At 41.3% G+C, this 12,546-nt stretch carries 15 protein-coding genes; 8 read left to right on the top strand and 7 right to left on the bottom strand.

The window, feature by feature from the left end:
* Window positions 1–111 precede the first annotated feature (111 nt).
* Window positions 112–378, top strand: coding sequence for a YfhJ family protein (locus ACQKFG_RS16930; protein ID WP_192207871.1), 267 nt, complete (start codon window positions 112–114; stop codon window positions 376–378).
* 54 nt (window positions 379–432) lie between these two features.
* On the opposite strand, the gene ACQKFG_RS16925 is transcribed toward ACQKFG_RS16930, so the two are convergent.
* Entirely contained in the window at window positions 433–1,410 is a 978-nt protein-coding gene (locus ACQKFG_RS16925; RefSeq protein WP_192207872.1) for a metal-dependent hydrolase, read from the bottom strand.
* A gap of 206 nt (window positions 1,411–1,616) precedes the next feature.
* On the opposite strand from ACQKFG_RS16925, the gene mutY reads away from it, so the two are divergent.
* Both mutY and ACQKFG_RS16915 read left to right on the top strand, forming a co-directional pair.
* Complete coding sequence (mutY, locus tag ACQKFG_RS16920; protein WP_427560867.1) at window positions 1,617–2,735, top strand: A/G-specific adenine glycosylase; 1,119 nt, start codon at window positions 1,617–1,619, stop codon at window positions 2,733–2,735.
* A 50-nt stretch (window positions 2,736–2,785) separates the two neighbouring features.
* On the top strand, window positions 2,786–3,055 hold the full coding sequence (locus ACQKFG_RS16915) for a hypothetical protein (protein ID WP_192207874.1): 270 nt from the start codon (window positions 2,786–2,788) through the stop codon (window positions 3,053–3,055).
* An 81-nt stretch (window positions 3,056–3,136) separates the two neighbouring features.
* On the opposite strand, the gene ACQKFG_RS16910 is transcribed toward ACQKFG_RS16915, so the two are convergent.
* Window positions 3,137–3,361, bottom strand: coding sequence for a hypothetical protein (locus tag ACQKFG_RS16910; RefSeq protein ID WP_192207875.1), 225 nt, complete (start codon window positions 3,359–3,361; stop codon window positions 3,137–3,139).
* A gap of 68 nt (window positions 3,362–3,429) precedes the next feature.
* On the opposite strand from ACQKFG_RS16910, the gene fabL reads away from it, so the two are divergent.
* The 5 genes from fabL to ACQKFG_RS16885 all read left to right on the top strand — a co-directional run bounded on the left by fabL (window position 3,430) and on the right by ACQKFG_RS16885 (window position 7,724).
* Entirely contained in the window at window positions 3,430–4,179 is a 750-nt protein-coding gene (gene fabL / locus ACQKFG_RS16905; RefSeq protein ID WP_192207876.1) for an enoyl-[acyl-carrier-protein] reductase FabL, read from the top strand.
* An 81-nt stretch (window positions 4,180–4,260) separates the two neighbouring features.
* Window positions 4,261–4,536 carry a gamma-type small acid-soluble spore protein gene (locus ACQKFG_RS16900; protein ID WP_192207877.1) on the top strand — a complete coding sequence of 92 codons (276 nt, stop codon included), beginning with the start codon at window positions 4,261–4,263 and terminating at the stop codon, window positions 4,534–4,536.
* 159 nt (window positions 4,537–4,695) lie between these two features.
* Complete coding sequence (locus ACQKFG_RS16895; RefSeq protein ID WP_427560862.1) at window positions 4,696–4,950, top strand: YgaB family protein; 255 nt, start codon at window positions 4,696–4,698, stop codon at window positions 4,948–4,950.
* A 234-nt stretch (window positions 4,951–5,184) separates the two neighbouring features.
* Complete coding sequence (gene ntdP / locus ACQKFG_RS16890; RefSeq protein WP_063234823.1) at window positions 5,185–5,715, top strand: nucleoside tri-diphosphate phosphatase; 531 nt, start codon at window positions 5,185–5,187, stop codon at window positions 5,713–5,715.
* A gap of 260 nt (window positions 5,716–5,975) precedes the next feature.
* On the top strand, window positions 5,976–7,724 hold the full coding sequence (locus ACQKFG_RS16885) for an ABC transporter ATP-binding protein (protein ID WP_427560858.1): 1,749 nt from the start codon (window positions 5,976–5,978) through the stop codon (window positions 7,722–7,724).
* Between the two features lie 87 nt (window positions 7,725–7,811).
* Here the strand turns inward: ACQKFG_RS16885 and ACQKFG_RS16880 are convergent, their stop codons facing one another.
* The 5 genes from ACQKFG_RS16880 to ACQKFG_RS16860 all read right to left on the bottom strand — a co-directional run bounded on the left by ACQKFG_RS16880 (window position 7,812) and on the right by ACQKFG_RS16860 (window position 12,233).
* Window positions 7,812–8,732 (bottom strand): EamA family transporter, encoded by a 921-nt coding sequence (locus ACQKFG_RS16880; protein WP_192207880.1) that lies wholly within the window; start codon window positions 8,730–8,732, stop codon window positions 7,812–7,814.
* 292 nt (window positions 8,733–9,024) lie between these two features.
* On the bottom strand, window positions 9,025–9,372 hold the full coding sequence (locus ACQKFG_RS16875) for a hypothetical protein (protein WP_192207881.1): 348 nt from the start codon (window positions 9,370–9,372) through the stop codon (window positions 9,025–9,027).
* A 13-nt stretch (window positions 9,373–9,385) separates the two neighbouring features.
* Entirely contained in the window at window positions 9,386–9,916 is a 531-nt protein-coding gene (locus ACQKFG_RS16870) for an NAD(P)H-dependent oxidoreductase (RefSeq protein WP_192207882.1), read from the bottom strand.
* An 18-nt stretch (window positions 9,917–9,934) separates the two neighbouring features.
* Window positions 9,935–11,554 carry a DHA2 family efflux MFS transporter permease subunit gene (locus ACQKFG_RS16865; protein ID WP_427560853.1) on the bottom strand — a complete coding sequence of 540 codons (1,620 nt, stop codon included), beginning with the start codon at window positions 11,552–11,554 and terminating at the stop codon, window positions 9,935–9,937.
* Between the two features lie 40 nt (window positions 11,555–11,594).
* Window positions 11,595–12,233, bottom strand: coding sequence for an HlyD family efflux transporter periplasmic adaptor subunit (locus ACQKFG_RS16860; RefSeq protein ID WP_076371153.1), 639 nt, complete (start codon window positions 12,231–12,233; stop codon window positions 11,595–11,597).
* Between the last annotated feature and the right edge of the window lie 313 nt (window positions 12,234–12,546).

Genomic DNA, 12,546 nt, shown 5'->3' with positions numbered 1-12,546 from the left:
TTTTCTCCTCCAAGCATCAGATTAAAGAAAGAAGCGTTTCCGCTTACAACTAGTATGGGTATGGGACAGTATAGTTCATTCTGTAAAAATATTGGCAATGAGGTGGTTCAAATGAATGATTACCATGAAAGGTTAACCAAGATACTGCTTGAGAAAAATGATCACATCACGTATGAGCAAGCTTTGACTTGGGTGGAATTATTATGGGAAGATTTCGAAGCGACCTATGCAAAGGCTGGGCATGAATATGCCGGAGAAGAAATGACATCGCGCGTTGTAAGGACCTGGATTGATAACTATGGTGAGCAATTCCACGAATTCATTGCAAAGAATCCTAAATACCGACAGTTATTAAATCAGCAGAATCGACTGCATTAAAATAGCTGATTCCAGGGGGGGCCCTGGAATCAGCTATTTTTCAATATACAGCGACTACAAAATAATATTCAATTTCTTCTGCAGTTTCGCTTCGCTGAAAATCCAGCCGGTATAAGAATTCAAGATATTCAATTCGCTGTCTAAATGGACCACTGCCACAAACGGGTAATATCCATTGCTTCTGTATCTTAAATCGATGAAACGGACTTCATAATATTCTTTTATCTGTTCAATTTCAAATCGGTAAACCGGAGAAAAGGACAGAAAGGCTGCCAAGTTGATATCCTTCTTGGCGGCTTCGAGAATTTCACTTTCAGGTAAGGGCACTCGATCGAACGTATCAAGAATCGTCACATATCCATTATCGGCTCGTGCCACATAATAATTCTTTTCAGTAATAACCGCAATTTTCCAGCGGTGAAAACGCATGGTCGGTGATAAAAGAATTTTCCTTGCTCCAGGAATTTGCCGTTTGACCACTTTCTTTATAAAAGCTTGTTCCCTGAATCTGGAAATGTAGTAAATGACGAGTATTCCGTAAATGGAAAGAAATAAATAGCCTGGAGGAAATCCAAAGCCCCATAATATCAAGCCGGCAACATGTATTCCAAAAATGAACGGATCAAATGTATTGATGACTCCTAAAGCTACCCATTTTGATGAAATTGGCCTAAGAGCCTGGGTCCCATAAGCATTGAATATATCCACGAATACATGAAGGAATACGGCTAAAAAGGTCCAAAGCCAAAGATGAAGGTAATTTGCTTCAGGTATGAAGGCGAAAAGTGCTCCACTAATTATCAAGGGCCAAAGTAATACAGCGGGAATGGAATGCGTGATTCCACGGTGATTTCGAATATATACAGCGTTATTCCTTAATTTTAAAACGGTGTCAATGTCTGGAGCTTGTGATCCCAATATCGTACCTGCTATGACTGCACTTGCGGTGACTGGGCTCTGCGCAATGACAGGATCTAATGTGGCAAGACCTCCAAGAGCAATTCCCATGACAAAGTGAGTACCTGTATCCAAAAAACTAACCTCCCTGCCACAATTTGAAAAAAATGATCTTCTTTCATCATACCGTATTTATATATTAACCATCAAATGAATAAAATTTTTACTTATTTCCGTGCCCGTTATAAATAAATGGATATGAACATGCTATTAAAAAAAGAATGACCTATTATAGGTATTCCCATTTTTGATAAGAGTTTAACATCTTTGGAGGAACTGATGTGAAAGAAATAACGATCCCCACAATAGAAAAAATAACAATCGAAGAATTTCAAAAAGATTTGGTTTCCTGGTTTCTCGAAGAACAACGAGAATTGCCATGGAGGAAAAATAAAGATCCATACCGTGTTTGGGTTTCTGAAATAATGTTGCAGCAAACGAGAGTGGATACGGTGATTCCTTATTTCAACCGATTTGTGGAATGGTTCCCAACACTCGAGGATTTTGCCAATGCCGATGAAGAGAAAATCCTAAAAGCATGGGAAGGGCTGGGATATTACTCACGTGTAAGGAATCTGCATAGTGCCGTTCAGGAAGTGAAGGCTTCCTATAATGGAATCGTACCGGATGATCCCGCGGAAATTTCAAAATTGAAAGGTGTCGGTCCTTATACAGCTGGTGCGATTCTTAGTATCGCATACGGCAAGCCTGAGCCAGCCGTTGATGGAAACGTCATGCGTGTTTTATCAAGGATATTGATGATATATGAAGACATAGCAAAGCCAAAGACAAGAAAAACATTCGAAGCTGCCGTCAGAAAGCTGATCGATCATGAACATACCTCTGCCTTCAATCAAGCCTTGATGGAGCTTGGTGCATTAATCTGCACACCAGGTAAGCCTGCCTGCCTATTATGTCCTGTTCAAAGTCATTGTCTAGCATTTGAATCCGGGGTTCAGTCGGAATTGCCGGTGAAAACCCAAAAGAAAAAAACACGGGATGTACCAATTGTAGCTGCTGTTCTAACGAATGAAAAAGGTGAATATTTAATTCATAAGCGAGCATCAGAAGGGTTGCTTGCAAATCTTTGGGAATATCCGAACTTCGAAAACCATTCATCCCTTTTGCATAAGCGGGAATTCTTCGTGAGTCGGTTTCAGGAAATGTATGGCGTCAAACCTGAAATCACTGAATCACTTGTGAGAATTGAACATGTTTTCTCACATCTCGTTTGGAAAGTGGACACATATATCGGAGCGGTCAAAGAGGCCATCAGTGAAGAGACACTAAGAGAACAGCAACTTAAGTGGGTGAGTGAAGCAGAGATGGAGGAGTTGGCATTTCCGGTTTCCCACCAAAAAATGATGAAGGCGTATAAAGAGAAAGAACATGTTGAATAAAGGATTTTTTTCAAGTATATGGTAATATAAGGGTGTTAGGGGGCGGGGGAATGAGGATAGTCATTCAAGCATTCATGGGTTCAATCATCATTCATGCTTTATATTTTGGGAGTATGATAATGGTCGGGACCATAAAAACGAGCAGATATAAACCGGATATTGAAAATGCATGGGAACAAGTAGGGGCACTCCAGAATGAAACGGTATTCGGTAATGTCCTTTCACCTTCTTTATATTCGTTAACATTTTTGGGGACAGCCCTGATTTGCGCAATGGCTATAACGTCTTATAATAAAAATGTGATTAAAAAAAGGCGCTAGTGAAATGGGTAGCATGAAAGAGGATATCTGCTAAGATATCCTCTTCCTTTTGTTGATTTTCAAAGTCATATCCGTATAAAATCAATCGTAAATGGTTTTCGTTCCATGAGTATAATCGGCTTCCTGCCTGTTAAGTCCGCCTCTATTTTCAATTTCTTTGATGATTTCGCTATGGATACTCTGTCCTTCTTGGTTTAAATAAGGTACCATTTGTTGAAGGGAGTGATGAAAATAGGCAAGTTCACTATTTTCCCAATCCGATTTTTTCATCATCGACAACTCTGTCATATCACGTCCAACATACATAACAGTAACACTCCTTAAAAAAATGATTTTTATTACTCGGTGTTTACTCAGAAAGGATGAATAAACGAATGGAACAAAAAGTGGCACTCGTTACAGGTAGCAGTAAAGGTTTAGGCAGAAGCACGGCAATAAAACTTGCGGAGGAAGGTTACGACCTCGTTATTAATTATGCCCGGAGCAAGTCAAAAGCATTAGAAGTGGCAGCCGAAATTGAAGCGTTGGGGCGTAAAGCCCTTGTAGTTAAGGCAAATGTCGGTGACGTTGCGAAAGTGAAAAGCATGTTTGAGGAAATCGATGCTTATTATGGACGTTTGGATATATTCATCAATAATGCGGCCTCAGGAGTGCAGCGTCCATTGATGGAGCTGGAGGAATCCCATTGGAACTGGACCATGGACATCAATTCAAAGGCCCTTCTTTTCTGTGCACAGGAAGCGGCAAAATTAATGGAGAGGAACGGCGGGGGGAAAATCGTCAGCATCAGTTCACTTGGATCCATTCGCTATTTGAAAAATTATACAGCTGTTGGAGTTTCCAAAGCTGCGCTTGAAGCCCTGACAAGATATTTAGCGGTCGAATTGGCTGAAAAAAATATTTGTGTCAATGCCGTTTCAGGCGGTGTGATCGATACAGATGCCCTGAAGTCTTTCCCGAATCGGGATGAAATGCTTGCCGAGGCGGCAGAACAGACTCCGGCCGGACGGATGGTCGAGGTGGAAGATATGGTGAATACCATCCTATTTTTAATTTCCGACGGAGCCAGTATGATTCGTGGACAAACCGTAATAGTTGATGGAGGCATTTCATTGCTTGTTTAATGTAACTGGAAAAATTTAAATGTTTTTAGTGGGATAACACTCCTGGATAATGGTTATCTTATTATCGTGGAGGTGATATCAATGGCTAAAAACATGAATAAATCACAAGCAGGTACTGATGTTCAACAAGTGAGACAACAAAACGCTCAATCTCAACAAGGTCAAGGCCAATTCGGTACAGAGTTTGCTTCTGAAACTAACGTTCAAGAAGTGAAACAACAAAACGCGCAATCTCAGCAAAAAAAGGGCCAAGGTCAAGCACAAGGTCAATTCGGTACAGAGTTTGCTTCTGAAACTAACGTTCAAGAAGTGAAACAACAAAATCAAAAATCTCAAAGCAATAAAAGCCAAGGCTAATCGCCGATAAAAAGCATCCTTCTTTTGAAGGGTGCTTTTTTTGACTTTCATTGGATTCGACAAATGTTTCTTCGTGTTTACATATTATGTCAAAGGAAAAAACGGATAAAAATAGAATATACATATTATAGAAAAAATACAGATTAGGAAGGTGCATTCATGGAGGAATTTAACCGGCTTATAAACAACCAGTTGAAAACGATGGATAAGCTTTTACTTTTACAATCCGAAATCGAAAGATGCCAAGATATAGAGAAGCAACTCCTTGCCCTGGAAGAGGAGAGTGAAGCAGACACCATTCAGGAAGAGATTCAACTCAAAAAGCGGGAATTGAAAAGTATCCATGATATGTTCGAGAAGCAAACGGAAGAAGTCATCCGTTATTTTCAGCAAGGACAGGCTGCCATACGATGAATAACCGGCTAATTTCTTAGTTAAAATGGGTGGATGGTCAGACTTTTTCGACTTATTTACACATTTTCACTGGGAGATTAGCCACTTTTGTTTTAAATTTATGAATAAATCGCTATAATATAGGAATATAGGGTAAATGGAAAAAAGTATATATTTTTAAATACACACAACAACTGCAAACGGAATAGGGCACAGTACGCTGTCAGGGTGTCTATAGAAAGTAGGGAGAGATAAATGGGGATTGTTCCTGCCGAAGGAGGAAAAATCCAAATCCATAGCTATAAACATAATGGACATATCCATCGTATCTGGGAAGAGACGACCGTTTTAAAAGGGACCCAAAATCTGGTGATAGCAGCGAATGACCGTACTATGGTAACGGAATCAGATGGAAGGACCTGGATTACGAGAGAGCCGGCGATTTGCTATTTTCATTCAAAGTATTGGTTTAATGTTATTGGTATGTTGAGAGAGGACGGGGTTTATTACTATTGCAATATCAGTTCGCCGTTCACATACGAATCGGGAGCATTGAAATACATTGACTATGACCTGGACATTAAAGTATTCCCAGATATGACGTTTAATTTGCTGGATGAGGATGAATATGAAAGGCATCGGAAAGAAATGAATTACCCGGATGCCATCGATTCAATATTGAAACAGAACGTAGACTATTTGATTTATATGATACGCCAGCGAAAAGGACCATTCTCCGCAGAATTTATTGATAGTTGGTATGAACGCTTTTTAACCTATCGATGATAGAAAAGGCCTGCTGCATAATTGGCAGGCTTTTTCATTATGTATCGTGCCTACACATCTGATTCAATCTTTCAAGAATGCAGGAACCATTAAACCTCCTATATATGGTTATGAAAGTTAGTGAATGAAATCCTTTTGATAGTTAATCATCGAAAAGGAAAATATAATTGAATGGTGTATTTAAGATATAAGATTCCAAATTGACTGTTATGGACTTTTTTTATCATTTGGATTTAATGATTCAGAAAAGGAGGAAATCCGTGGGGAGTATTAAGAGATATTTGCAATTCGTCAAACCATATAAATGGCAGATAATCGGGACGGTACTGATTGGATTGCTAAAGTTCGCGATTCCGCTTTTGCTTCCATTGCTCAGTAAGTATATTGTGGATGACATCATCGGAAATGGTGACCTGTCCAAAGCCGTGAAGTCCGAACGCCTTTTATGGGCAATGGCCATCATGATATTCATTTTCGTTGCAGTCAGACCGCCGATTGAGTATTACCGTCAATATTTCGCTCAATGGACCGGAACGAAAATCTTATATGATATTCGTAATGATTTATTTACTCATATACAGAAACTGAGTTTTAAATATTATTCCAATACAAGAGTGGGCGAGGTCATTTCAAGGATGATCACGGATGTGGAACAAACGAAGAACTTTGTCATCACGGGTCTGATGAACCTTTGGCTTGATATCGCAACGATCATCATAGTGATAGTCATCATGTTTACGATGGACGTGAAGCTAACCATTGTATCCATCATCATGCTTCCATTTTACGCATTTTCGATCAAGCATTTCTTCGGCAAGCTGAGAACCTATACAAGGATTCGGTCCCAAGCGTTGGCGGATGTACAGAGTCACCTACATGAACGGGTTTCAGGGATGTCAGTCATCAAAAGCTTTGCGATAGAGGACAGGGAACAGGAATTGTTTGCGAAGCAGAACAAGAATTTCCTTGATAAGGCCCTAAAGCATACGAGGTGGAATGCTAAGTCATTTGCTGTCGTGAATACGATCACGGATATTGCCCCCCTGCTCGTGATAGGATTTGCCGGTTATCAGGTCATTCATGACCAATTGTCACTGGGTACCATGGTTGCTTTCGTCGGTTTCATAGACCGGCTATATAATCCCCTCAGACGTTTAGTTAACTCTTCTACGACAATGACCCAGACATTGGCGTCCATGGACAGGGTTTTTGAGTTTGTGGATGAGAAGTATGATATCGATGACGAACCAGGGGCGAAAGAGTTGAAGCATGTGGATGGCGGTATAACCTTTCAGGATGTATCGTTTGCTTATGACGAGAAAGAGGCACCCGTTTTAAAACATATCAATTTGGATGTTAAACCAGGGGAAACCATTGCACTTGTCGGGATGAGCGGAGGCGGGAAATCCTCGATCGTCAGTTTGATTTCCCGTTTCTATGATGTGACGGAGGGAAGGGTATTATTGGATGGGACGGATATCCGTAAATATCAAGTCCGCAGCCTAAGAGATAAAATAGGAATGGTTCTACAGGATAATATCTTATTTAGTGAATCGGTTAAGGCCAATATCCTTATGGGCCGGCCTGATGCAAGCGATGAAGAAGTATTTGAAGCGGCAAAGGCGGCGAATGCTCATGACTTCATCATGGGTCTAAAAGAAGGATATGAAACGAAAGTCGGGGAGCGGGGAGTTAAATTATCCGGAGGCCAAAAACAACGGGTGGCCATTGCGAGGGTATTTTTGAAAAATCCGCCAATCCTTGTTCTCGACGAAGCCACATCGGCATTGGATTTGGAAAGTGAACACTATATCCAGGAGGCGCTGGATATTTTGGCGAAAAACCGGACCACCATCATCGTGGCACACCGGTTATCGACCATCACCCATGCCGACCGGATCGTTCATATCGATAATGGGGAAATTACGGAAATGGGAACACACGAAGAACTCATGAAAAAGCAAGGGCATTATTACAACCTATTTCAAGTGCAACAATTGGATGCTTAAGGAGAAAAGGAAAAACAATATATAAAAGAAGACCATTCCGCTAACGGGAATGGTCTTTCTTATTCTTATCCGAACCGGTGGATAATGTTATGAAATCCTTTTTTCATGCAGCGTTTTTTTTCTGTCAGGAAGAAATCGCGGCAGATGCTTTATTCCCTCAGGCAAGGCGATGCCGACAATGATCAAGCACATCCCGAACCATTGCAGTGACGTAACCTGTTCATTCAAGAAGATGACGGAAACGACCATTGCTGAAGGAAGCTCTGCTGCACAAAGAATCGTTCCAAGCCCGACACCCACTTTCGGCAAACTGACTGCAAAGAAAAAGAAAGGAACTAAAACACCCAATGTGCCGAGGAGCAGACCGTAGTACCATAGGTTCGTTTGGACAAGATTCGTCACAAGTGTGACGGGGTTAGTCGTGAATACAGCAGTCAGCATGGCACCTGTTGCAATGAAAAACAACCGTTTCATTGAAGATTCCCCAACTGCGAATTGAGAGTTGCAGTACATATACAGTGCAAAGAGCAACGCAGACAATAATCCGAACAATACGCCTTTCAGGCTTAGACCGGATAGTGGCTGACCAAAAATCGCCCCCGCCAATAATGTACCGATGAAGAGAACGAAAATGGCAATGAGTTTATTTTTATCCGGGCGTCTTTTATTTAAGAAACTTTCTATAAGGACGCCTATCCAGGTAAATTGAAATAAAAAGACAACGGCAATCGAAGCGGGAAGCTCGGATACGGAAACGGCATATGCCTTTCCGACGAAAGTGGACATCATGCCCGTGATTAATAGTAATCCGGCACTCTTCCATGAAACTTTATATTTAAACGAAAAAAGAAATAACACAGAGACAATCAGCCAACCGACGAGGTATTGACTGCCGACCAGTTCTCCGGAAGAATGGCCATCCATGAATCCAAATTTGATCATCGTGGATAATGTACCATATGAGATCGAACCAATTAAGACCATTATGGAATACTTCAAAAGTTGCATGTTTTTCCCCCCTGTAAAAATAAAAATCGCCACCTGCCAAAAAGGCAAGTGACGAACGAAAAAAGGAAATCCTTTTAAAATTCCGTCTCTCAACAAAAGTTGAGTTTAAAAAATTGTTTGTGTTGCATTACCTTAGCTTAAAGTCTTAGTGAATAGTTGTCAACCAGAAAAATAAGTTAAACCAGCAGTCGATCTTTAAGCTAAAGGCGGCGGCGGAGGTCGGAAATGTTCCTTTCATGCATAGTAATTGAAAACCCAAAAAGAGGCGAATAGCCGAATGGGGGGATGTGTTTCAGTCACGATTTTCCTGGAAGTCTTCCAAAGTACCACGATATTCCGCGTCTTTCATTTTGCGGAGATTAGGTTTTTTTTCTGCAGTTGGCTCATCATTTGGCTTTTGATTGTGAAGCTTGGAAAGAGCCAAACGATAATCCTGATCTTTCATTTTCAATTCATCATTGTCTGTTGGGGAGATGATTTCGGTAACGGAATCATCTGCCGAAGAGATAGAGGACTCTTCCAATGAGTTCTCTTCCTCGACCCCCGGCGGCTTATCATCAGGTGATAAGGCTTTGATATTGAATGTGATCAAGCCCGTAACCGCTATTATGGCAACGATGATAATTAGAATTATGCCCATTGAATCAAGCCTCCTAGAGCTCGTTTATGAATGAACGTGTGACATGGGCTACCCGTTTTCCTAATGCTTCTCCAAGCTGCAAGTCATTTTTGGTGATGTTGTCATCCACACCGGGGGGACAGCTTATCCCTACTCCATAGTAGGAACCGTATAAGGCGTTTTCCGGAACAGTGCCGGGTAAGCCCACAATGATCATGCCTTGATGAAGCATTGGGGTGATTAAGTTCAGCATGGTAGCCTCGAGTCCGCCGTGTACGGTGGCCGTCGTACAGAATACTGCCCCCACTTTATTGATCAGCGCACCCTCCGCCCATAGATAACCAAGTTTATCAATCCATGTTTTCAAACTCGAACTGATGGTGCCGAAATGACCGGGACAGCCCCAAATGATTGCATCCATTTCCTGAAGCTTATAAACATCCGCCTCGTTAACATGGTCAATGAGAACCTCAGCCCCAGGAACCGAAGCGGCTCCTTGAGCTATTGATTCGGCAAGTGCTTTCGTATGGTTGCCTTCACTGTCGTAAACAACATAGATCTTCATTTTTATTCCCCCATTTAGTTAAACCGATTTTTTTACTGGTGAAGGAAGCAAAGGTACATCCAAATGTTCCTGTTTAGCTTTTTTCATTGCTTTGTCCTTCCGAACGTCACGCAAAAACAGTGAGAGAACGATACCGGCAATTGCGAAGCCTGTTGCCCAAAAGAATGCATCATTGATTCCCATTACATTTGCTTGACCCTGGATTTGGGAAGAAATCAGCGACATGGCCGTTTCCTGTGCCTGTTCACTAGTTTGATTCATCGAACTCATGATGGATTGGACGATTGTTTGGTAATTCTGAACAAAACCGGGATCACTCGTACTCATTTCCGTTCCTAAAGCAGTTCCATGGAATGAAGCACGGGTCGTATAAATGGTCGTCACGAAGCTGGTACCAATGGCTCCGGTTACTTGTTTCAGCGTATTGCTCATTGCCGTACCATGGGTATTCAAATGCTTAGGAAGCTGGTTCATCCCAGCTGTCATGATCGGCATCATCAGTAAAGACATTCCTAGTGCACGGATGGCATAGATGATGACCAAAGTCGAATAGGACGTTTCCGTAGTCAAATTAGCAAATTCGAAGGTTGTGACTGCAGTGATCGCTAAACCAAAAAGTGCTAATGGACGAGGACCGATTTTGTCAAATAATGCTCCTGAAATGGGCGACATCACCATCATCACAAGTGCTCCGGGTAACATCAATAGACCGGATTGAACTGGTGTGAAGCCTCTTAAGGTCTGCAAATATATTGGCAATAAGAATATCCCGGTAAACATGGCCACTGTGACGATGGCGGAAATGATATTCGATAATACGAACATGTCATACTTGAATACACGGAAGTCGAGCATAGGTGTTTCCGATTTTAGCTGTTGAATCACAAATAGGGTCAATAGGGTCAGCCCGATGATGATCGTTCCCAGAACGAGTGAATCCGTCCAGCCTTTCGAACCTGCTTCACTGACACCGTATAGTAATGATGCAACACCTAGCAAGGATAAAGAGGCGCCCAATAAATCCAATTTGATTTTCTTTGGTTCTGCTACATTATGCATGCTTAAAAGGGCAAGTATTATTACGATAATGCCTAATGGCACCATTGCGTAGAACATCACCCGCCAGCTATATTCCTGAATGACCCAACCTGATAAAGTCGGGCCGATGGCAGGGGCAAACATAATGGCAAGTCCGAATATCCCCATTCCTTTCCCGCGCATTTCCGGAGGGAAGATGAAAAGGATAATCGTCATGACCAATGGCTGGAGAATCCCGCCGCCAGCCGCCTGGATCAGCCGGCCTGTAAGGATGACGGGGAAATTAGGTGCAATCCCGCAGATGAATGTCCCGACAGTGAATAGAAACATGGCAGCAAGGAATAAAACCCGCGTGCCAAACCGTTCTATTAAGAAAGCGGACAGTGGGATCAAGGCTCCGTTCACGAGCATGAATCCAGTTGATAGCCATTGAATCGTAGTCGCAGCTACATTGAATTCTGCCATCATCCTCGGCATGGCGACACTAAGCAGAGTTTGATTCAAAATGACCATGAACAAACCTAGCATTAAGATAATTAACATGGGGGCAAACTGTTTCATTCCCTTGTTTTCATTTACTGAGATGGTTTGAGAAGCCATTTATTGAAAAGCCTCCTTTCTGTATAACTGTGTAGCCGGTTTATTTAGTTGAAATTTTCACTTCTGCGTTCATTCCAGGCAGAACTTTATCGGATGGTGCTTTAATGGAGATTTTAACTGGTACTTTTTGAGTGACTTTCGTATAGTTCCCGCTGCTGTTTTGATTGCCCATCACTGAAAAGACAGACGTTGTGGCATAACCGATCTGTTCCAATGTACCTTCGAAAACAGTATCGGGATCTCCATCGATGATAATATCGACGCTGTCACCTTTTTCGATATCCTTCAATTTATTTTCCTCAATATTAGCCGTTATGGACAGGTCATCCATATTGATGGTCTGAGCTAGCGTTTGACCCGCTTGAACAAGCTGCTCATCATGCACTTGTGTTTTAACGATTGTACCTTGTGCTGCGGTTTTTACTGCTTCTTTTCCATCTAAGGTGGTTACATTGGCAACTTGGTCATTCTTACTTACATTGTCTCCTTCGTGTAAGTCCCAATCTGCTAATTTACCGGCAGCGGGGGCAACGATGGTATATAGCTCTCCCGACACTTTCGCTTCATCCGTTTTAATGAAATTCGTGCTTTCATAATAGTAATAAGCCCCACCGGCTAATACCGCTACTATAATAACCAAACCAATGACATTGATTAAAACTAAACGTCCTCTATTCACTTGTTTCGCCTCCAAAAATATTGATGATGTATTCCCTTTGATTAACGTTCATTAGCCAGAAATGATATCGCCTCCTATTCTTAAGTTTATTTATTAATTTTAATAAATATTAATTTTTGTAAGTATTAATATTATAAGTAAAGAGTTTACCAGTTTAATTATTTTTTGTCATGTAAAATATTCTGAATAATAATGGGAAATAAATACAGTTAAATAGTGAAAATTTGAATTTTTTTAGATTTTTAGGATATATGGAAAGTAAATTTGACAATGGAATGGCATTTAATTAAATTTAAGAGGTAGGATTGTCCTA

Origin of the sequence: Peribacillus sp. NPDC076916 (assembly GCF_050269675.1) — a bacterium.
Classification (GTDB): Bacteria; Bacillota; Bacilli; order Bacillales; family DSM-1321; genus Peribacillus; species Peribacillus aracenensis.
This window is presented reverse-complemented; position numbering and strand designations above follow the sequence as displayed.